At 56.2% G+C, this 20,588-nt stretch carries 20 protein-coding genes; 7 read left to right on the forward strand and 13 right to left on the reverse strand.

From position 1 onward, the window contains the following. Positions 1–10: 10 nt before the first annotated feature. A complete protein-coding gene (locus tag RVAN_RS18820) occupies positions 11–772 on the reverse strand; it encodes an N-6 DNA methylase (RefSeq protein ID WP_013419078.1) in 762 nt (253 codons plus the stop codon). Between the two features lie 513 nt (positions 773–1,285). On the opposite strand from RVAN_RS18820, the gene RVAN_RS20080 reads away from it, so the two are divergent. From RVAN_RS20080 to RVAN_RS07155, 3 genes are all read left to right on the forward strand, one after another. Then, a complete protein-coding gene (locus RVAN_RS20080; protein ID WP_013419079.1) occupies positions 1,286–2,188 on the forward strand; it encodes a DUF6035 family protein in 903 nt (300 codons plus the stop codon). Between the two features lie 110 nt (positions 2,189–2,298). Next, entirely contained in the window at positions 2,299–2,697 is a 399-nt protein-coding gene (locus RVAN_RS07150) for a hypothetical protein (protein ID WP_041787329.1), read from the forward strand. Continuing rightward, positions 2,694–3,176 carry an ImmA/IrrE family metallo-endopeptidase gene (locus RVAN_RS07155; RefSeq protein ID WP_013419080.1) on the forward strand — a complete coding sequence of 161 codons (483 nt, stop codon included), beginning with the start codon at positions 2,694–2,696 and terminating at the stop codon, positions 3,174–3,176. Before RVAN_RS07150 ends, RVAN_RS07155 begins: the two co-directional genes overlap by 4 nt. On the opposite strand, the gene RVAN_RS07160 is transcribed toward RVAN_RS07155, so the two are convergent. The 5 genes from RVAN_RS07160 to RVAN_RS07185 all read right to left on the reverse strand — a co-directional run bounded on the left by RVAN_RS07160 (position 3,173) and on the right by RVAN_RS07185 (position 6,629). After that, a complete protein-coding gene (locus RVAN_RS07160) occupies positions 3,173–4,045 on the reverse strand; it encodes a DDE-type integrase/transposase/recombinase (RefSeq protein WP_041788554.1) in 873 nt (290 codons plus the stop codon). The genes RVAN_RS07155 and RVAN_RS07160 overlap by 4 nt on opposite strands. Before the next feature lie 31 nt (positions 4,046–4,076). Then, on the reverse strand, positions 4,077–5,105 hold the full coding sequence (locus tag RVAN_RS07165) for a P63C domain-containing protein (RefSeq protein ID WP_013419082.1): 1,029 nt from the start codon (positions 5,103–5,105) through the stop codon (positions 4,077–4,079). 86 nt (positions 5,106–5,191) lie between these two features. Then, on the reverse strand, positions 5,192–5,434 hold the full coding sequence (locus RVAN_RS07170) for a hypothetical protein (protein WP_013419083.1): 243 nt from the start codon (positions 5,432–5,434) through the stop codon (positions 5,192–5,194). 9 nt (positions 5,435–5,443) lie between these two features. Beyond that, the gene (locus RVAN_RS07175) at positions 5,444–5,737 is read right to left on the reverse strand and encodes a hypothetical protein (RefSeq protein ID WP_013419084.1); all 294 of its coding nucleotides are present in this window, start codon (positions 5,735–5,737) and stop codon (positions 5,444–5,446) included. Between the two features lie 679 nt (positions 5,738–6,416). Continuing rightward, positions 6,417–6,629: a hypothetical protein gene (locus tag RVAN_RS07185; RefSeq protein WP_013419086.1), complete on the reverse strand. Its 213-nt coding sequence runs from the start codon at positions 6,627–6,629 to the stop codon at positions 6,417–6,419. 70 nt (positions 6,630–6,699) lie between these two features. On the opposite strand from RVAN_RS07185, the gene RVAN_RS19560 reads away from it, so the two are divergent. Both RVAN_RS19560 and RVAN_RS07195 read left to right on the forward strand, forming a co-directional pair. Then, positions 6,700–7,146, forward strand: a complete 447-nt coding sequence (locus RVAN_RS19560) for a helix-turn-helix domain-containing protein (RefSeq protein ID WP_013419087.1) — start codon at positions 6,700–6,702, stop codon at positions 7,144–7,146. A gap of 1,316 nt (positions 7,147–8,462) precedes the next feature. Continuing rightward, on the forward strand, positions 8,463–12,428 hold the full coding sequence (locus tag RVAN_RS07195) for a HEAT repeat domain-containing protein (RefSeq protein WP_013419089.1): 3,966 nt from the start codon (positions 8,463–8,465) through the stop codon (positions 12,426–12,428). Positions 12,429–12,458: 30 nt separating this feature from the next. On the opposite strand, the gene RVAN_RS19565 is transcribed toward RVAN_RS07195, so the two are convergent. The 7 genes from RVAN_RS19565 to RVAN_RS07230 are packed head-to-tail and all read right to left on the reverse strand — an operon-like array spanning position 12,459 to position 16,691. Continuing rightward, positions 12,459–12,857, reverse strand: coding sequence for a tyrosine-type recombinase/integrase (locus tag RVAN_RS19565; protein ID WP_081449410.1), 399 nt, complete (start codon positions 12,855–12,857; stop codon positions 12,459–12,461). Next, a complete protein-coding gene (gene tnpC / locus RVAN_RS07205; RefSeq protein WP_013419090.1) occupies positions 12,815–14,422 on the reverse strand; it encodes an IS66 family transposase in 1,608 nt (535 codons plus the stop codon). Before tnpC ends, RVAN_RS19565 begins: the two co-directional genes overlap by 43 nt. Before the next feature lie 59 nt (positions 14,423–14,481). After that, the gene (tnpB, locus tag RVAN_RS07210; protein WP_013419091.1) at positions 14,482–14,835 is read right to left on the reverse strand and encodes an IS66 family insertion sequence element accessory protein TnpB; all 354 of its coding nucleotides are present in this window, start codon (positions 14,833–14,835) and stop codon (positions 14,482–14,484) included. Then, positions 14,832–15,275 carry an IS66-like element accessory protein TnpA gene (tnpA, locus tag RVAN_RS07215; RefSeq protein ID WP_013419092.1) on the reverse strand — a complete coding sequence of 148 codons (444 nt, stop codon included), beginning with the start codon at positions 15,273–15,275 and terminating at the stop codon, positions 14,832–14,834. The genes tnpB and tnpA overlap by 4 nt, the downstream gene beginning before the upstream one ends. A gap of 11 nt (positions 15,276–15,286) precedes the next feature. Next, positions 15,287–15,970, reverse strand: a complete 684-nt coding sequence (locus RVAN_RS07220) for a site-specific integrase (RefSeq protein ID WP_081449411.1) — start codon at positions 15,968–15,970, stop codon at positions 15,287–15,289. Continuing rightward, positions 15,967–16,413 (reverse strand): type II toxin-antitoxin system RelE/ParE family toxin, encoded by a 447-nt coding sequence (locus RVAN_RS07225; protein WP_013419093.1) that lies wholly within the window; start codon positions 16,411–16,413, stop codon positions 15,967–15,969. The genes RVAN_RS07220 and RVAN_RS07225 overlap by 4 nt, the downstream gene beginning before the upstream one ends. Next, on the reverse strand, positions 16,410–16,691 hold the full coding sequence (locus tag RVAN_RS07230) for a hypothetical protein (RefSeq protein WP_013419094.1): 282 nt from the start codon (positions 16,689–16,691) through the stop codon (positions 16,410–16,412). Before RVAN_RS07230 ends, RVAN_RS07225 begins: the two co-directional genes overlap by 4 nt. Positions 16,692–17,175: 484 nt before the next feature. Here RVAN_RS07230 and RVAN_RS07235 point away from each other — a divergent pair, with 484 nt between their 5' ends. Beyond that, positions 17,176–18,222, forward strand: coding sequence for a hypothetical protein (locus RVAN_RS07235; protein WP_041787332.1), 1,047 nt, complete (start codon positions 17,176–17,178; stop codon positions 18,220–18,222). 225 nt (positions 18,223–18,447) lie between these two features. Then, the gene (locus RVAN_RS07240; RefSeq protein WP_013419096.1) at positions 18,448–20,232 is read left to right on the forward strand and encodes an SIR2 family protein; all 1,785 of its coding nucleotides are present in this window, start codon (positions 18,448–18,450) and stop codon (positions 20,230–20,232) included. Positions 20,233–20,588: the final 356 nt, after the last annotated feature.

Genomic DNA, 20,588 nt, shown 5'->3' on the forward strand with positions numbered 1-20,588 from the left:
AGTGACCCCCTCAGATATCCATCTCAAACTGCCCGCGCTTGCCCTCACGGGCGAGAACGATAGCGGGCGCGGGCTCGGGGCCGGGTTGCGGCTGCATCTTCCGCACGGAATCCTCCAGAAGCTTCTGCGCTTCCGGCTCGGGGAGCCAGCGGAGCTGGCCGCCGAGGATGGTGGAGGCCGTGGCCCAGCCGCCGCGCCCCTTGAGGCGCAGCGTATCGCCCCAGATGATGGTGGAATCCACATTGCGCCAGAGCAGGTTGAGCGCCGCCATCTTGGCGCAGGTGCGGTCGAGGTCCACCCCGAAAAAATACCCCTGGGGCCGAAGCGGAATGCAGGCCATGAGCATCCGCCCGCTGCCGCAGGCGGGGTCGGCGATGGAGGCCCGTTCGGGTGTGCTGTCATCGATGAGCATGAACGCCATCATCCGGCAGAGCGGCATGGGCGAGAAATACTGCGACATGGCGCGCTCACTGCCGCCTTCGGCCTCGTAGATCTCGCCGAGATGGTCGCGGAGCGTGCCGGTCTGGTTGTCCTTGTGCATTTCCAGCTGGATGGCGCCGAGCGCATGGGCGAAGTGGTCGGCGGGGTGCTCCTTGCCCGCTTCGCGCGGGCCGTAGCGGCGGATCACCTCCATGTAGCGGTCTTCCTCGCGGGCATAGGCCGCGAGGGCGAGTTCAAGCCAGTCGTCGAACACCCGGAAGAACCGCTCGCCCGCAATTTTGCGGAGTTCCTGCGTGGCGGGATGGGGCGCGGCCATGCGCCAGTCTGGCATCCGTGCCTTTGCCGGTGAATCCCTCCGGATGTGCCGTTGCCGCCTCGGGCGGCAGCGTCATGGGGCAAATGCTGTGTCAGATGAAGGACAACCCGCCGCCCGAACCCACCAAAAACCTGCCCCGGCCGAGGCAGGCGAGGCGGAGGCCGTCACGGGCCGCCCCGCTGGGCGCGGGGTGTAGGCGGCCCGTGACGGACGGCTCCGAAAACCTGCCCTTTGCCGGGGGGATGCGTCCAAAGGGCCGATTGCGGTCATTGAACCAATTTCCGAAAATGCCTCAAGTTGTGGGTAAGCTGGCGTTCCTGCCTGCGTCGGCCCATGGCACGGAACGCGGCTTTCGCTCTTCCGCAAAATTCTTGGGCTAATTTCGGTCGCGATCCCTGGAACTCGCTCAGAGAGCGGGCACCGGCTTCCATTTCCGGGTCTCTGGGGGAGAAGCTGCCATCGTAACACCATTAGAGGCACGAATCACCTCAACCTGTTTCTTGTGCAATTCCAAATGGCTATAATTCGATGCCCCTAGGCATTCCCGTCGTCTATGACTCTATTAGTGGCAATCTTGTCGAGACCAAGCTAGCCCTCGATCTCGACGACAAAGGAATCTCCCATCTTCGCGCCCGGACGCGACAAGAACGCAGGTCAGGGGCCAGCAGATATCATTGCGGCCTTTGCCGCGATCCGCTGTACGTTTCGAACTCTGGCGGCATACCGCATTTTGCTCATTACATCGAAAGCGGCCGCCATTGTGCATGGCGCGCAGGGTCGCCCCGCAATCTTGACGAAATCAGCGCATCTAGGTTTGGTGGCAAGCCTGAGGGCAAACTACACGCTGGATTGCTCCGCACTTTGAAGGTGCTGTGCGAGCGTTCGACCGGCTTCAGCGAGGTGGGAACTCCGAATGCCACGTTTTTCGGAATTGAAGGCACCGGCCACCGTTATCCTGACCTGCAAGCGTGCTTTCTTGAGCATCGACTTGCCTTCGAGTTTCAACCGTCAAGGACGTATCTGACTACAATTAGCGATCGAGAGATTTTTTATCGGCAAAATCGCGTATTTCTAATCTGGCTGTTTCATGATTTCGAAAATTGGAAAGGGCGGCAGACCGAACGAGACATTGTAGCTCTGAGAAGCCGCCACGCTTTTGAATTGGATGAGCAAGCAATCATTTCGACAATCGAAAGCGGAAGTCTTACGTTCAAGGCTCATTGGCAACTACCGGAATACAATGGCGCACAGTTGAGTTGGCATTGGGAATCGCGCCTGGTGAGAATGGAAGAACTACACTTCGATGATTTCCTAGTGGAAACGCTGGCTGCGCAGCCGTGGCTCTGCGAGGCAGAACTGCTTAATATGACGCACGCAGCGCTGATAATAAAGTTCGAAAAATACTGGGCTGAGAGATTGGATTGGGGGTAGTGTCTCAGTTTGAAATTTCGGTGGGTTGACACTCCATCCCAACCACCTCGTGGAATGTCTTCCAGCTTAAGTTGGATAGGCTAAAGTCATCCAAATTTGTGGGTGATTCGATGCCGAAACCAAATTCATTAGCCCTGCCTCAAGCGACAGATCAAAACGATGTTGCGGCGCTTGCGTTGCAAGCTGTCGATTCAATCGCCAACTTATCTAACCAGTATATGACTTATACAGCCGTCCTGCTTGGGGTTTTTGCCTTGATAGGGCTTGGTGTCGTTTTGAGTGCGGTTCGGTGGTATGCTAAGGATGCCAGCAAGAAGTGCGCCAACGAACACATGCAAAGGTACATCCAAAATGGCCAGGCAAGGGAACTATTGGCGCAACTTGTCGATGAAGCTGTTCAGAAGGAGTTCTCGACAAGAACTTTCGTGAGTGTCCGACCGCAAAGGGCACCTAAAGACGGTGGACCCCGTTTCACAGAAGACCCAAAGTCAAAGCGGAGCCAAGAATGAGCATCATCCCGTCTGAAATTTTGGCTGTGATTGGCCCAAGGCTACGTTCTTCTCCTGTTGACGTCAATGCAATTGCATCAGACCTCGGGTTGGGGATTTACGAAAGCAATTTAGGTAACGGCATATCTGGGGTGTTAGTCCGTGAGCCAGCCTACGGGTCTCCATCTGGCTTTGTGATTTTCGTGAACAGAGATGAGCCTTACGTGCGACAGCGGTTTACCGCAGCCCACGAGATTGGCCATTTTGTCCTGCACCGGGAACGAATTGGTCAGCGCGTTGAAGATAATTATTTGCTGAGAGCACAGGGGCTATCCAACACGCTGGAGTCTCAAGCGAATAGGTTCGCCGCAGACATCCTGATGCCCTACGAGCTTATTCAAACGCTTGTAGATCAGGGCATTAATGGCATTGATGCTTTGGCCAATAGCTTGCAGGTCTCCCAAATCGCCTTGGCAATTCGCTTGGGGCACCCGACCTAAGCGGCCTTCTTTTTATAAGGCCCGCGCTTCTTCGGCTCACACTTCGCGGCGTCGATAAGGGCAATCACGTCATCCCAGCCCCAAAGCTTTTCGGTCAAGCCAGCGGCCATCGCGGGCGAAACCTTCAGGCTCTTATGGATGCGGACGAAATTGTAATAGACGAAGTAGAGCGCCAGAGCGTGGCAGTGGCTTTCGAATTTCTTTGAGAAGGCGTTCGTAAGCCGCGTGAAGCGGCGCATGGACATGCGCATCGTGAGGTTCTGGCGCTCCGCGTAGCTCGTGGAGATGTCCTTCTCCTTCGGGTTTCCGATCTTCGCCGTCTTCTTGATGCCGGTGCATTCTGCTGGGCTGTAGCGGCCCTTAAAGGCTTCCGGTGCGGTGCCGTACATCTTCACGAGCATCGCGTAGTCGATCTCAGACCCGAACGCGCCTTCGACCGCTTGCATGTAGACCTTGTAGCCGTCCGTGGTCATCTGGATGCGGCCATTAAGGCGCGAAGCCAGATCGTCCATGAACAGCTTGGCGAAGTCGGCATCGCGACCGCCCACGAACCAGTTGCAGATCAGCTTGCTATCCGCACAAATCGAGGTCCACGTCCACACGTCGCCAGCGAAGTCGGGAGCCTTCTCAGGAACGTTCTTTTCCTTGGCGTAGACGAAGCTCCAGATCTCATCGCACTGAATTTTCTTGCAGTTCAGGCCCTTCACGTTCTCGTCGTGATAGGCGAGGCAGGCTTCGCCCGCTTCCGCAAGGAGCTTAGCGACCGTGTTTATGGAGACGCCGACCACGCGGGAAATCGACCGCATGGAAGAGCCTTCCACCAGCATGGAGAGGATTTGGACGCGTTTCTCGTGGGGCAGTTTGTTCATGCCCTCAATATATGAACTTTTATGCTTAGCGTCAAGCATGTTTTTCTTCTTCCGGAGGTGGAAGAGAAAATAGGTCGTTGGGGCCCGGTGGGAATTTCTTGCAAAATAACCTAGTAAAGTCTGCCCAGTCGTCGGCGACTGAGAGAAGGGTGGTTACGGCGACAATCTGTTTTTGCAAATGAGGATCGCCGATATCTTCGGTAAGAAAGCGATAATGCAGTTGCCGCCGTCTCCCAGTTTCTGGGGCGCGAGGGTTTTTCCGGCGAAGTTCATCGAGAACGCCTTCTGGTAGTTGCTTATAAATCAATTCATTAGTTAGCTTCCCGATATAATGATTCCGCTTGTTCGAGCCGGGGACATATTTCCATCCTCGCACACGGTGGAGTTCAGCGTAGAAGCTTTGCGGGAAGCGCTGCGACCATGGCATCAGTTCAGGGGATACGTAGGCAGCGAGAATTTTCTGTAATTCATCGCGGGCTCGAAATTCCTGGTAACCTGTGGCTTCATCAACGAGTGCGACAATGCCGATATCGGCAAGGGCCCTCATTAGCTCTTCGGCACGTTGTGCTTTGTCGAGTTGCTGCTCTTGAAGCGCCCCCGCCGCGCGAGCTTTGAGCCATATTTCGCAAACTACGCGCAAGATTCTCGCATCGTATCCGATCACTACTGACCTGCCGTCGACGTACTGAATCGGCGTAAGGGGCCCTGACTCTAAGTCATTGGGAATAAAGGGCTCAAGATGCCTTGGGGCGATGAATAAGGGCAAATGGGCCCCGGCCTCTTCGGCGGCTTTTTTCTTTCGTTTGGATGCGCCGCTTCTGCTCCCCAGAATAGCGTTCGTTATCCCAAACTCTGACAGGACGCGCGTCCCATCCGTCAGGATGGCGCAGGGGATCGTTACATTACCGAGATTCAGGGTTCCTGAAAAATCGACGGATGGTAGGCTTGATCTTTTTTCCCAGCGTGCCGTCGCGGCGATAGATGCGATTGCGGTTCTTTCCTCTGACGTCAGCTTCTGCGCCCGAGCTTCACCGCCCTTGCTTTGGATGGATTTTGACACAGCGTATTCTCCTGAGAAAGCAGGCCAGAGAATTTCCGATTCTGTGCGTGCAAGCAAGCATAAAAATTTTGATTAGCGCATGCTTGCTATTTGCCCCACCGCTTCTCAGCGGCCTTCTTCGCGATCTCCGCGCGCCGCTCTGGCGTCATGGCTTGAGCGCGCGCCTTCCCGCCTCGCTTGCCCATGGATACAGCAGCGGGGTCTTTGCCTTCGTCTTCAGGTTTGGAAGGTGCGTCTTCTTCGACTTCGCCTGTCGCGATCTTCGCAATCTTGACGGCAGCGCCAATCACATCGGCGGGGCGCTTCTCGCCTTTAGGTCCTTTAGGCATCGGATTTCCTCACTTCCCGGAATGGTGGACGATATATTGCAGGATGTCAGGGATGAACCAAATGCCAGCGCAGAGAACGAAAGTCATGACAATCGTTCTTGCGACCGCGCCGCGCCATTTTACCGTGAACAGCGCAAGCCTCTCCGCAATGTAGTGGAGAAATCGAAAAGCCGCGCAGATCATGGCTAGACCGACCGTAGCCCCAAAGGTGGCGTTAGGAGTGTAAAGGTCGATCACCGCTTGGGCGGCGACGAAGAGCAACATCCAGTCAGAGTATGTGTAGGGAGTAGCCTTTTGTTCCATATCCCGGCTCCATGCTTAGCGTAAAGCATACGGCACATGGAGCAGGAAAGCCACCCCCGCGTCAAGCGGGCCAAATTTCAAACTGAGACACTACCGGATTGGGCGGATAAACTATCGCGAGAGGCCGTTTACTGCATCAGATCCGGTCAAACGATCAATAAATCGCGTAGTAGTGAGGCCGTAACATCACGTGCATTTATGGAACTGTTTGGTGCGTGCGGTATGTCTTCACACATGGCCGATCGTGTTAACGAGCTTAACTTTGACGATCTGCTAGATCGCCTTATTTTTTTGAGAGACGGGGTAAATAGATTCAACAAAGAGAATATTCCGGGCTCATTAAACACCGTTCTTGAGAACTGGCCGCATTTCACCGACGCGCTTGTGGCTGTCGCAACAGCATATGGCCATTCAGAGTATCTGAAGAGGCCAAAGATGCTCTCCAAGATCGAGAGGAACGCGAAAGGTAACGACAGGCAAAGACCAGCATCCCAATGTCATGATTTCGACCCGGCTATCGCGATGATCTGTCCTAAGTCGGCCGGGTGGGTCAGGGCTTCATGTCTCCCGATAACGGAGCTTTGGAAACAGCGATCTGTTTCGGCGGAGTCCGGTTCTGAGGGGGCTGCCGCCTACACATGCTCCCACTGAGACTTTCTCTTATCGACCCCAAACGCCATTAAGCCTCCCGCCGCCCATCCCGCTCGGCAGCGGCAAGCCGGGCGTCCATCTCGGCCTGCACATCCTTGGCCCGGAACAGCAATGTCTTGACCTTCGCGGTCACAGCGACATCGTTGCCGTTCTCGGCAACGGTGAGCGCATCTTCGATAAATACGCGCGCGCGGGAAAGCAGCGCGCAAACGCTCTTGAGCTCCTGCACACACAGGGACATGGTCAGCCGCCAACAGATTGTGCTAGTGTCACTTTCATGGATTATTATCATATGACAATGGCACATTCAAGTGACTAAAGTCTCTGTCACGCCCACCCAGTTCCGCATGGCGCGGGCCGCGCTGCTGCTGACCGTGCGCGAGCTCGCCGAGATCGCTGGCGTCCATCGCAACACCATCATCCGCATTGAGGCAGGCGAAGCTTCCCACGGGCCGACCGTGGCGGCCGTCCAGCGCGCGCTGGAGGAGGCCGGGATCATGTTCCTGATGCCGGGTGAGACGCACGGGCCGGGCGTAGCATTGAAGCCCGGCGTGGCGGAGCCGCGCCGTGTTCCGGGTGCGACCTCAGCATCAGAGAGTAGCGACGGCGGCATAAAGGCGCGGGATCCGGAGCTTGCGGCGTTCTGGGAAGCCCGTCCCGCCGGATGGGCGGAATTGTCCGAGGAAGGGCGGCGGGTGATCTCCGAAGCCGCGTTCGGCGATGCGTTGGTCATGGAAGACAGCAGATTGCCGGGCTGATTAGGGTTCCATGCGCTGTGTTGCCCACCCGTTCCAGCTTCAACCCCGACATGGCCTCACGAGTCGTCGCGCCTGCGTTCGTTTGAGCAGAACATACCTAAATAATTAACAGAACAACTTGTCAACGGAGCACATACGTTACTATGATGATGTAGTGAAAGGGTTTCAATGGTGGCCTCAAATTCTGATTCTTCTGCGCTGAAATCGCCCGTTTCTGTAGGAATTGTCGAACTAACTCCTGCGTCGCTCCGATGCATGGGAGAGACCAGTGCATGTCCGGCTGTTTTTCGAACATCGCAGGGTAATCTCTTGATAGTTGGACGTCGTGTCGACACAAGTCAGTATCCTGGCTTAGCCGGTAGAATTGCGGAAGGCGAGGAAGCCGTAGAGATAGAGGAGAAAATTATTACCGGAGCTCTATCCCAGAACACCAAACATGACGAAGAACCAAGCATCTAAGCCGTATTTTGAGCTTCGAGCAGCCTGAGCATGTGTACACCGGTCATGACGGACCTGCTGCCCCACAGCTAAAGTGACAAATTATGCGTCACACGTGGGCAATATCCCCATCACCGGCTGCGCGATCGCGTGCGTCGGCGGGAGCGCTCCGGCCCGGGTGACGGTTGCGGAAAGTCCGGCTCCGGCGTCGGAATGAACACCCTGGCCTCGACACGCGGCACCGGTACAGGTTCGGCCCGCTTCCATTCCTGCGGCTTTGGCTCGGCAGGCTGGATAGCTGGGGCGTTCCGCATGGCGGGCGCGGGCTTTGGCGCCGGTGCCACCGGCTGAGGTTTTGCAGGCTGCGGCGCCTTTGTGGGCCGCATGGCACGCCACGCTCCCCTGGACACCCGGAGAAGGCGACGGAGAAAGCCGCGTTTTGGGGCAAGGGAAGGATGATCGGGCTTGGGCTGCCGGGAGACAGCCCTGCCGGGGCCGGAGGAAGGGTGCGACCCGAACAGAATGGGCAAATACTTGAACAGGGGAAAGAACGGCCACGTATAAAAAAGGCCCGGCCCGCGCGTGAAGAAGCGCCAAAGCCCCGATGAATCGTTTCCAGCCATGCGGCGACCCAAGTGTAGCTCCTTGCAAGAGGATAGCAGCTCTTGCTTGCGCGCAGATGTCGCCGTAGTCACTTTGACTTTATGATACTAAATTCGATGAGAACTTGAGGCGCCAGCTCAGCCATTAACGACATACCCTCTTACAGGCACAAGAAAAAATATTCTCACCGCTATCGCCCCCGCCTCAACCGTGGCAATGTCCTCCCACGAGTGAAGGCACGCTGCGGAAAACACATCCAATCAAGAACTTCTATCATGACAACCGATGCGACTACCTCCGAGACAACAGCGCCGGGCACCCAGGCCCTGAATGGCTTTTGGTATCAGGTCAATGTCTCGGTTTGGGCGGCACTGGACCTTCTGCTCGCCAAGAAGGCCGCAAATGAGGTGATTCTGGAACCAACGAGTCAGGAGGATCTTGAGGCAGACCTAGATGATACTGAACAAGGCCCGATGGCTGCTCGGGCTAATTATGAGAGCTATCGCCTCATTATTCAGGCGAAACTGCGCAGTACCGATACTTGGAACGTCCAGGGCCTAAAATCCCTCCTCACGCATGGCAGCGAGCGTCTTCCCGCCGCGTCGCGGCTGAAAGATGATCCCAGCACCAAATATGTTCTGGTTACAAGCGCGGCTCTTTCCGGCAAGGCGCGGAAACTCGGGGTGCAAGTTTTCGGAGCTTGGCCCCCGCCTGCAGATTTGCCCTCATCTCTTAGATCAGCTGTCCCCGACGCTGCCGGTCGCCTAGCAGTTCTTGCTGGCGAGGACTTGGAGTTCAAGATTCCCAGGCGTTTGCGGGAATTATTGGAAGACAGCTTCAAGGTGCCGCATTCGCGGTATGAGGATTGCGTCAGAGCCCTCCAACACGAAGCGCTAAGACGCATGCGCGGCGATTTCAATGGTATTTGGGCACGGACGGATCTTGAATTAACGATCAAAGCCCATGATGGTATGATCGCCAGCTCCGCCGAAGCGGAAAGCTTCGTAAAGCCAACCAATTGGGCACAGTTCAAACAGCAGCTTGAGGAGCGGCACGCCATCATTATTGTGGGGCATTCGGGCACCGGTAAGACTACAGCCGCCGAAGTCCTCATGAGCGAACTGCGCGAAGCAATACCAGGCCTTTCGGTGATCAGGGTTACGCAAGGTCCCGCACAAGTCAGGAACGCGCCTAATGGCCCGGTAGTGTTCATGATTGAGGATCCCTGGGGGCGCTATCGGTTCGAGCCCTCTTCCGAACCTTGGAATGACGAACTGCCCGAGTTTCTCAAGACTTCCAAGCCTAACCGGCTCTTTATCATCACTAGCCGTTCAGATGTTTTAGGCGAAGCCCACACACGCAAGCTCTTGAACAGGTGGTTCGCAGAGCTTGAGTCCGAACACTACGGCCTTCGGCAACGCCACCAGTTGTTTGATAACCGTGTACGAGCGCTGCCACCCCAACTCCAGAGGTTAGCTGTACAGAGCCGAGATCACGTTTTAGGGGAACTTGCTACTCCACTTGAAATTCAGAAATTCTTCGATGGTCTGATCGATACACGAGAACCAGAAATAAACGATCCTGAGTTTATCCGGCAGTGCCTGGAGGCTGCTCACCGGGATTCGATTGAGGCGACCGTGGTCAGTCAGGTTAGAAACCGGGATGCCTGGGGTAGCGCGGCCGTCGTATGGGGGCTTCTTAAGGCCTGCTCGAAAGTGTCCCGTGCCTCAACTCTTCCCGCCATAGAAACTAGACTTGCGCAGCGAGACAGGGATTTTGAGGATGGATTAGAGCCCTTTATCAACTTTCTGGTAGCAGGCAGGAATCTCCGTCAGGTGGATTCCATCGTCAGCTATTATCACCCGCGGGTTGAGGCCGGGCTGGAAACCGCCATTGGTGAGAAAAAACAGCTTACCAGACGTGTGCTTGGCTATTTGGTGGATGAACTACTAGCCCTGGATCACTCGACAGAGTGGGGTTACGAACCAGCCGCCCGGCTCATTCAGGCGGTAAGGCGGCAAAAGGCGTTTACAATCCAGGTAACACCTGCGTCTCAAATCGCCCTCGATACTTGGTTTCGCAAACGCCTTACAACCGAAAGCCCCCATTTTGAGGAGGACCTACAACTTGCCGCAGATGTTGGTTCCGAAAGTTCAGCGACCGCCGAGTTTTCGCGTTGGCTGTTTGAGCGTGACCTTCAGCGCCACCTGTTTGATGATGAGTGGGCCGCGCCCGTTCGAGATGAAGCCTGGTATCAACGAATGCAGAGTGACCCTGACATCGCTCGAATTGCAGGCATTTTCGTGCGCCAGGTTATGCCGATAGGTCCTCACGATTACTCATCAGATTGGCCGCCATTGTTAAGACGCCTAGCCCCAGATATCACAAAGGATTTTTTGGTGGCCGCTACGAGGCTTGCTCGTTCCGGCTTTCATGGCAGTGTCAATATGATTGCCAAGGAGGCTGCTGCTGATCTTGACGCGTTTGCTGCCGTTGCGAGTCAGGCAATACAAATACTGAACGAACCCCGCAGTACTTCCGAGTTGGCCACCGCAATCGCAGCCGCCGATGGCGAGTTCAATGGCGATTATGCGGACTACATGTTGAATGAGGACGAAGGTTACGCCGCTGGAGTTATGCTTGAAACTTACGTTCAGGAAATGCGGCGCGTGCGAGGATGGACTGCCCTGCGCGACCATCAACAGGTCACTGACTTATTGAACGATTGGATCCGCGTCGCGGGTCAAACTTCGGTCTCCGACGACGAGCTTGCTGCGCTATGTAGCCTAGCCTGGGGAAGCCCATACGAAGACAATTTCTGGCATGTGGCTGAACAGCGGTGGCGTCCGTTTCTTGAAGATCGTCTTCTCACGCGCGTTTTAGAGGGGCATCAAAGCCCGTTGATTCGCGCCTCGGCGGTTGGGTGTTTTGCACGGCATATGTCTCAGCGCGCATCCGGCCTAGCGGCCGATTTACTTTCGCGCGGGGATATCCGTCGGCTGCTTGAGTTGACCTTGGATTGCAAATGGGGACAGTTCGATAACGACGAGGCGGCCAAGAGCTTGCTCTCGAACATCCTCAAAGTGTTCCCGAAGAGCGTGCACGCCGCTGTAAATTTCGTAAGTGCCTCGGATGAAGTGCTGGTGGACGAAGAAGCCATCGACCTTCTCAGCACCGTTGACCCTGGATCTAATGATCGATTGCGGTTGCGTATCGCGCAAGGACTTGCGGGAGCTAGAAAAGATGTTGCCTCCTACCTCGATGTGTTAAATCAATCCGACAGCCGCGATATTGCCAAGCAATCGGCTGATATTGCGGTTTCTCAAGGTTTATGGCAGCGCGTTCGGAATGCGCTACAGCACCGATATGCGGAAGTGCGCTGCGTGGCGCTTTCGGCGCTTGCCAAGCGGACCACAGGTCCGTTGCCGCCGGAGCTGCTGGCTCTGGGCAAAGACCCCAGCGGTTATGTTCGAAGGGACCTGGTGAATCTGCTGAACCAGAATCCCGAACCTTCATATCTGAAAACGCTGATTGATCTGGCGCATGACGACTGGGCAGAACATACGGCTTCTTACTTTGAATTTGCCGACTACCCGATTGCACGAATAGCCACCCAGACACTTTGTGACCTGTCGTCCCTTCCCGACGAATACACCGAAACCCTTTGGAACCTGCAAAGCAACACGCAGGATCCTAAGGTGCGGGAGAACATTCTCGCAACGTTGGCTGAAAAAGGCTCTGAATCGGCCTTCCAGCGAGTTTTTAACCTGGCACTAGCTGATCGAGGCAAAATTTCCCGATGTGCGCAGGCAGCGTGGGCTGTTGTTGGGGCCGTAGACCGTCTCAAAGAACAGGATGCCGATCGCATTAACCCGCACTTTCTTAAGCTGGCGCATCCCTCAAGGGTGGTACCGATGGTGTTCGTCTTGGGTATGCGAGGAAGCAATGCCCATATTCTTGAATGTGCTGCAGCGCTGGCCTCGTACCCTGACAGGCGTGCCATTCTGCTCGCCGTATTAATCGCAGCCCGTGAGCAGTCGACAGAGCTGGCACGCAGTGTTGGGAAATTCTTGCCAGTCGATATTTTCGAAGCGTTTCTCACGGCCTGTGAAGGAGGATCGCCCCTGCCGCCCAGTTCCATCGAAAATCTTGGTAGTGTCGAAGTCGTTGATCAGGTTATTAAAGTCTTGAACCAGTCTGGCTCACTATTCTCCCAACCTGAACAAGCTCGGGCTGGCTGACCAGGATACGGCTATACTTCGCAGAAATAATCAAGAAAGTCGAATGAGCTCCACATCATCCAGAGTCGCGCGGTCATTGCGCCGGTCATAGAGCTGGGTGGTGCGGGTAGACGAGTGGTTGGCCATCGCCCGCGCGCGCTCAAGGACGCCGCCGTTTTCGAGGTAGCTGGTGATGCCGGTGGCGCGGAAGGTGTGGTTCACCACGGCCGTTTTAAGCCCTGCGGCTTGGGCGCGGCGCCGTACCATCGCCCAGGCTTCCACCCGATGCAGCGGGCGATTGGTGAGTTCACGGGAACGCGACAGGGAAGGAAACAGCGGCCGTGCCGACTGACCGTCCAGCCCGGTTTTTTCAAGGTAGTCGCGGAGGTATTCCGTAAGCGGTGTTCTCAGACCACGGGAGCAGCCTTTTGGTGAACGGCAAAGGCCCAGGGCATGAGTTCATCGATTTTGCGCATCGGCCAGCCATTGACGAGGCGTGAGAGAATGCTGGCGAGCCAGGCCTGTGGATCGACGCCATTGAGTTTGGCCGTTTCAATGAGCGAAGCGACGATTCCCCAATGCTCTGCTCCGCGGTCGTGGCCGGCGAAGAGTGCGTTTTTCCTGTTCAGAGCCAAGGGCCTGATGGAACGCTCGACGGTGTTGGTGTCCATCTCGATGCGCCCGTCGTTCGCGAACAGGATGAGGCCGTCCCAATGGTGGAGAGCATAGCGGATGGCCTTGGCCATTTTGGAGCCGCCGGGAACGAGGGAGAGGGTCTTTTCAAACCAGGACTTGAAACGATCGAGTAGCGGCATGCTCTTGGCCTGTCGGACCTTGCGGCGCGCTTCGGCGCTCTGGCCACGGATGGTTTCCTCGATTTTGTAAAGCGCTGCGATCTGCGCGAGCGCGGCGTCGGCGAGCGGCGCGTTGCCGCCCACAGCGATTTCATAGAACCGCCTCCTCAGGTGCGTCCAGCAGAAGGACAGGATGAGCGGTGCCGACGCTGGCCGGTTGCTCGCGAGGTCCTTGTAGGCGCTATAGCCATCGACCTGCAGGATCCCGCTGAAGCCTGCGAGATGGCTTTTCACATGCTCCGATCCGCGGCCTGGCGCATAGCAGTAGACAACGGCGGGCGGATCGGAGCCGCCCCAGGGCCTGTCGTCGCGGGCGTAAGCCCAGAGCTGGCCGAGCTTCACGCGCTTTCGTCCCGGATCCAGGACGGGGCAGCGCGTCTCGTCGGCGAACAGTTTCGGCGAGGTTTTCAGGATCTCGAACAGGCGCGTCTGAAGCGGCGCCAGAAGCGCCGCCGCTTTGCCGACCCAGTCAGCGAGCGTGGAGCGATCGAGATCGACGCCCTGGCGGCGATAGATTTGCGCCTGCCGATACAGCGGACAGTGATCGGCATATTTCGCGGTCAGAACGTGAGCGACCAGTGCCTCGGTCGGGATGCCGGCCTCGATCAGACGCGTTGGCGCCCGAGCCTGAACCACAGCGCCTTCGCAGGCCCGGCAGGCATATTTCGGCCGGCGCGTCACGATCACTTTGAACTGGGCCGGGATCACGTCCAGCCGCTCCGAGCGATCCTCGCCCATGACATGCATGGCACCGCCACAACACGGACAAGCTGTGCTTTCCGGTTCGATGACGATCTCCTCCCGCGGCAGATGGGAGGGCAGCGCCCCGCGATTGACAGAGCGGGGTCCTTTGCGCGACGCTTTCAGCGTCGCGTTCGAGGTCTCATCCGTGGCACCCGTTTCGGCGATCGCCTGCTCGGTCTCCTCCATGGCGAGGCTCAACTGATCGGGATCGAGCTTCTCCGATTTGCGGCCGAACTGCGCGCGACGCAGCTGGCGCAGCGTCTCCCACAATCTCGCATTGGCGCCCTGAACGCGGGCCAGTTCGGCGTCCTTTTCGGCGAGCGCTGCGTCTTTCGCCGACGCTTGTTCCGCCCAGTGCGCCACCAGAGCTTTCAGGACGCCGATATCGTCAGGGAGCTGATCCGTAGCTGCAATCATGACGCGAACAGCACCATGATTTGCAATCACAATCACGCAAAAACAGAGAGATATCAGGCTTATTGCACCGCCTGAGGACGCGCCCTTCGAACCGCACGGACCCGGGCCCAGTCCAAGCCCTCGAACAAGGCGGACGCTTGCGCAGGCGACAGACGCATGACCCCGTCCTCGATCCTTGGCCAGCGGAACTTCGCATCCTCGAGCCGCTTGTAGATCAGGATCAGCCCCGAGCCATCCCAGATCAAAATCTTGATCCGGTCCGCCCGCTTGGAGCGGAAGATGAAGGCAGCGCCGCAAAACGGATCGAGCTTCAAGACCTCCTGAACCGTGGCCGCAAGCCCATCCATGCCTTTCCTGAAATCGACAGGCCGCGTCGCGATGTAAATCCGAGGTGGAATGGCGCCGAAAATCACCGCCGCCTCATCGAAAGCCCGTCGATAATTGCCAGGATAACCTCGCGGCCGGCCGTCACCGGGATCCGCGCCCGTCCCCCTGCGAGTTCGAGTTCGATCAGCCCGGATGGCGGTGCCTCTTCTTTATGCTCAGGCTGAGGCGCATCCTTTTTCTCGATCAGCAAAGGGGCAAACGTCACCGGCTCTGGTTTGGGCGGTCGCGATCTCAGCCCCGCTTCACGGCGCCATTTGAAAAGCTGGCTCGCAGCCACGCCGTGTCGGCGCGCAACCTCGGAAACGCCGACCCCGTCCTCAAGCGTTTCCTGCACGATCGCCGCCTTCACATCGGACGGCCACGACCGTCGCCGGGCAACGCCGGTGATCACCTCAATGCGCTGGAACGTGTCGGCCCGCGCGCACGACGCAAGCTCCGTGATAGGACTACGACCAGGATTAGACATAAGACGATCCCTCAATGAACCGTCACACTCGCAGCCGTTCGTGCAAAATGGAAGGTGAGGTCAGAACGCCGCTTACGGTATTCCTCAAGGGTGTGATGGCAGGGCATTTCATGCCGCTTGCCGCCCTTTTCGTGCAGGCGAACCCAGAGGCGGTTCCGCTCATGGAAAAGATCGCCCACCGTCATGTGGGTGACCGCACCGATGCGGGCGAAGGTGTAGGTCATGAGCGCAATGAGCGCCCGGTCGCGGAGCCCGGCCGTGGTGGTGACATCGATGGCGTTCAGGAGCTGCGCGGCCTGGGAGCCGGTGAGAACCGGCGTCTTGCCGCGTGTGGCGCTGTATTTGGGGCCACGGACGCTGATGGCCGGGTTGGTGGGGATGACGCCGCCGGTGGCGAGGTAGTCGAGAAAGCCCTTCACAGCGGCGAGCCGCTGCTTGATGGTAGCGGTTTCCAGATCGGAGGCCTTCATCTCCTGCACCCATTGAGAGACGACCACTGGCGTCACCTGTGAAAAGTGCTCCAAGCCCCGTTTGCGGATCCACAGGAAGAAGACCTTGACGGCCCGCTGGTAAGCGGCGCGTGTGTTCGGGTTCTCGATGTGGGCGAAGAAGAATTCTTCGGCACGGGCGAGGGCGGGACCGCCCTCATGTTCCAAAACGGGAAAAGCGCCGGGAGGGGTAATCTCGTAGCTCATCCCTTCCTGTCAGCCTTGATCCGTGACTTGGAGCGCGCCATGACCTCGTCATGGGGCACAAATGGCCCGCCAGCATCAGCCTTGGCAATAGCCCTGTTTGCCTCGCGGTTGAACCAAGCCTCATAAGACTCTCGTTCTTCCAACCTGTCCAGGACGTTCCGATCCAGATAACTGACCCCAACGACAGTCACCATGTCACTGGAAACGACGAAAAAAACGGACACGGTTCTGAGGCCGGGAACCCCGCTGCTACGAAAGCCGGGTCGAAATTCTTCGTGACGGGTACCGATCTCTGCAAGTTCGTTCAGGCTGACGATGAATCCAAGGATGCGGTTTTTGAGCGCGTCGGCCCTTTCTTTTCCATCACGCCTGCGAACAAGACGCCACGCCTCCCGAATATCCTGTTGCGCCTCGGGGGTAAGCTGGAAACGACGGGATTTCACGCTGGCATACCAGCTTCATCCTGTTCAATCTGTTCCTCCAGCCCCCGGACGAACTCCTCAAGACTGAGTAGCCGTTCCGGGTGAGCCTCAGCTTCGTCGCAACGCCGGGCGATTTCCTCCCACCAGGCTTTGCGCTGGCGCTCCAACTCAAGCAGATGGTCCACGGCGGAATCGAATGCAGAGCTCAGGGACGGATAAACACCACTTTCGACCAAAGCCCTCAAGGCGGCGCCCTTGTCGTTATTCAGGCTGACGCTGAAGCGTGTCGTATTGGACATTGAAGGTGCTTTCCTTGTGCGCCAACATTAAGACGTAATCCGCGCTTATGCAATCGTAATAACGTTTATTACTACAACCAAAGACCAGCTCTCCTACTTTCTGCGTCTATATTACATAACGTCCTTTATGTTATAATTGAAAATAAGGCAGATCAAACGCCATCGTCCTATCACTCGCACAGCGTGAGTGACGGCACCCTCATGAGAATACCGTCAGATAATTCCAATACAATCTATTATGACGCGATACGTGCTCTATGCCTTACATCAGGTTCGGGCATACTTTAATTTGACAACAAAAAAGCCAACCAGTACACACGAGATATTTCTGCTCTGCAGAAGGTACATACTGTCGCCATCGGCACATTTTTGTTCAAATTTTTCCCGTGTTGTCCCTCCTCGATTCGTTTTTTCCGCTAAGGTTGAGCTGATTCGGGCTTCATCGCGAGCGGCGAAGCCGAAGTCAACAAAGGCGCTTCCGATCATGAAGCTCGTACGAGATGCCCGCTCATTGAAAGCGAAGGCGCTTGGCTCGCTAAGACGAGGCCTCTCCGCATTCAACTCCTACGAGGAAGATGGGCGGACAACCACGGTTCTTCTTCACCTTCAACATGCTTGTGAGATGTTACTCAAGGCGGCGTTGGTGCAAAAACAGGTCAAAATCTTCGACAAACAAACGTCTACATCGTTTGGATTCGCAAAATGCCTCAACCTTGCACAGGCGAATTGCGGGGTTGCCGATGAGCAAGCCGGAGCTATGAGGGCCATCGATGCTCTTCGAGATGCAGAGCAGCACTGGCTTCTCGTCGTCAGCGAGCAACTTCTCTATATGCACTGCCGAGCCTTAGTCACAGTTGTCGACGAAATACTCAAGGGCTCCTTTGATGATGCCTTGGCCTATCATTTGCCTTTGAGGGTTTTGCCGGTCTCTACGACACCACCGGCAAATATTGACGTGCTTTTGGACCGGGAATTCACCCAAATCAACGAACTTCTCACCCCAAGGCGCAGAGCACGTGACGAGGCACGAGGCAGGATACGCGCCCTGCTTGCGATGGAAGCACACGTCGTGGAGGAGGTGGCCGTTTCCGAGAAGGACATTGATAGAATTGAAAATGCAATTCGCGTAGGGAACGCATTCGGAGCCGTATTTCCAAGGCTTACCTCTTTAGGAACTAGCATCGAAGGTGAAGGAATCGAGGTAAAAGTCCATTTCACGAAGCGACAGGGTGCGCCCGTTAGATTCGTAGCAGCAGACAACCCCGAAGAGGCAGCAGCTGTACGGGAGCTAGACCTAAGAAAGAAATATCACCTAAGTCGAAGAGATCTAGCTAAATCGTTGGGCCTAAGCGAGCCCAAAGCTGCAGCACTCAGACGACATCTGCGGCTCGACCAGAATACCGACTATTGTCATGTTTTTGAATTTGGGAAGACCAAGTTCCCCTATTTTTCTGACAATGCACTAGGGGTAATGCGACAAGCTCTCCCGCAGATGGACGAAATTTGGAGGATTACTCGGGAAAAGGGATGAGCCTGCGCGGTCTGGGGAGCGCAAGGCTGCAAAAGCCGCGCCTCTTCGTTGCATATAGCCACGATAAAGTTTACACCCGCAATACGAAAGCAGATATTTTGATTTGAACGCATGGAAGCGACGAGATTTCGACCCAGTTATGAAGGATGTCAAGTCCCGTGAATTGGTTTCCTCCCACCTCGTGCGGGATGTCGATTCACGCCTTAGAAACGGGGACCACATTCCTTGACGCTGTTGGCCAATGACACCCTCACCCAACTCGCGTTCTCAATTTACGAGAACAAAGGAGTGTTCGCGCTTTTGGTTGGCTCTGGTCTTTCGCGAGCGGCCGAGATTCCAACTGGCTGGGAGATTACCTTAGACCTCGTCCGGCGCATAGGGCTGGCTCGCGGCGAACAGGATCAAAACGATTGGGCCACCTGGTACAGAGATACGACAGGAAAAGAGCCGAATTACTCGCACCTCCTTGATCAGATAGCCTCCACTCCCCACGAGCGCCGTTCGATCTTACATAGTTATATCGAGCCCACCGAAGAGGAGAGACGAGAGGGAAAGAAGACCCCAACGGCCGGACATTACGCAATCGCTGATCTGGTTAAGGACGGGTATGTCCGCGTGCTCGTGAATACAAATTTCGACCGTCTGCTGGAAAACGCTCTGCGCGAACGCGGCGTTGAGCCGACGATAGTCGCCTCTCCGGATGCTCTCGCGGGCGCAGAGCCTGTCACTCATACGCAGTGCTACATTCTCAAGCTTCACGGCGATTACAAAGACGCTCGCATACGAAACACGGATAAGGAACTTGGTAAGTACCCCGCCAAATACGACGCCTTACTGGATCGCATCCTTGACGAGTATGGAATACTCATCTGTGGCTGGTCAGGCCAGTGGGATGATGCGTTGCGAGCGGCTTTTCTACGGGCACCTAATCGGCGCTACCCCACATTTTGGGCGGCGCGGGGTGAAGTAGAGAGCGGAGCCGAAGAACTCATTAATCATCGCCGAGGCAAGGTCATCACCATCGAAAGCGCCGATACGTTCTTCACCAGTCTTAGAGACCGGGTTCAGACTATCGAGCAAACTCATCGCAAAAACCCGCGCGGCGTTGAGCTACTCGTAGCCAGCACGAAACGCTTTTTGGCTAAACCCGAATATCGCGTCCAGCTTGATGAAGCTTTCTCTCAAGAATTAGACATTGTTCTAAAGGAACTTGAAGCGCCCGAATTCAACCCGCACGGGCAGTGGAGCCAGGCGGAATTTCGCTCGCGTGTAAGCAGATACCAAGCAGCTTTCGAGGCGCTGGCGGCGATGGCTGGCGTTCTCGGTCGGTGGGGAGACGACAAGGAATTCCCCCTCCTCCTCGACATTATTCAAACTCTTTACGATCAGGCGGAAAAAATCGGCGGTGGGATAACGAGCTACCTCAATCTTCGCTCTTATCCTGCTGTTCTGGTCTTCACCGCTTATGGGCTTGGTCTCACCCGAGCCCGCCGCTGGAGAATCCTCTATCGCCTGTTTAATGCCGTAATAGGTCGTCGGGACAGAGACCCACAAAGAACGGTTGAGACCCTGTTCCTCCATACTTGGAAAGGCACCGCACACGATGCCTGGAAGCAAATTGAAGGGCTTGAGAAACGTAAAACCCCTTTGAGCGATCACCTGCTTGAACTATTTTCTGACTGGTCGAAGCGGTTCGTAGGCGTAACTCCCGATTTCGAGATTGTGTTTGAACAATTTGAGCTACTTGCTTCCCTTGCTCATCTCGAACGAAATGAAAAGTCCGTCGTGCAGCAAGAACTTGCAAATGGACGCCAAGATTCGTTCCTTTGGATGCCAGTCGGGCGTTTAGGCTGGCATGAACGTAGTATGGACAAGATACTTTCCGAGGTAGAGCAAGAGCCACTTAAAACCGAGTTGTCAAAAGCCGGATTTGGCAAGGGAGACCCTGAATTTATCGATGTTTTCTCGGCTAATTTCAAGCGCATCGCCGCTAGGATGACTTGGATGTGATCCCAAATTTAAATGCGTCTTCATGTCGAGCGCCCTGTTTTATAGAGGTCAGCGGCGGCAAACCAAGCGTGGAGGCCGTGTCCCGCAGCTCTGCTGACCTGGACATTAGCAGTTATCAAGGAATACTTGACAACTGAATCCTTCACCACTCACCCTCTGCGAATATGGCTTTCAGGTGAAGGCTGACGTTTTGCTTGCTCGTTTCAAAAAGTGCAGCGATCTCAGACTGCGTAAGCCATACCGAGCCATCGACAAGCCGCAGCTGGAATCCTCCCGACCTTCGAGCTGAATGCTACGGGGTCTCTCGGTTGTCTCCAACCATGAGCGTCCTCTTCGGCGCGCAAAGGTGCTTATTT

Source organism: Rhodomicrobium vannielii ATCC 17100 (assembly GCF_000166055.1).
Classification (GTDB): Bacteria; Pseudomonadota; Alphaproteobacteria; order Rhizobiales; family Rhodomicrobiaceae; genus Rhodomicrobium; species Rhodomicrobium vannielii.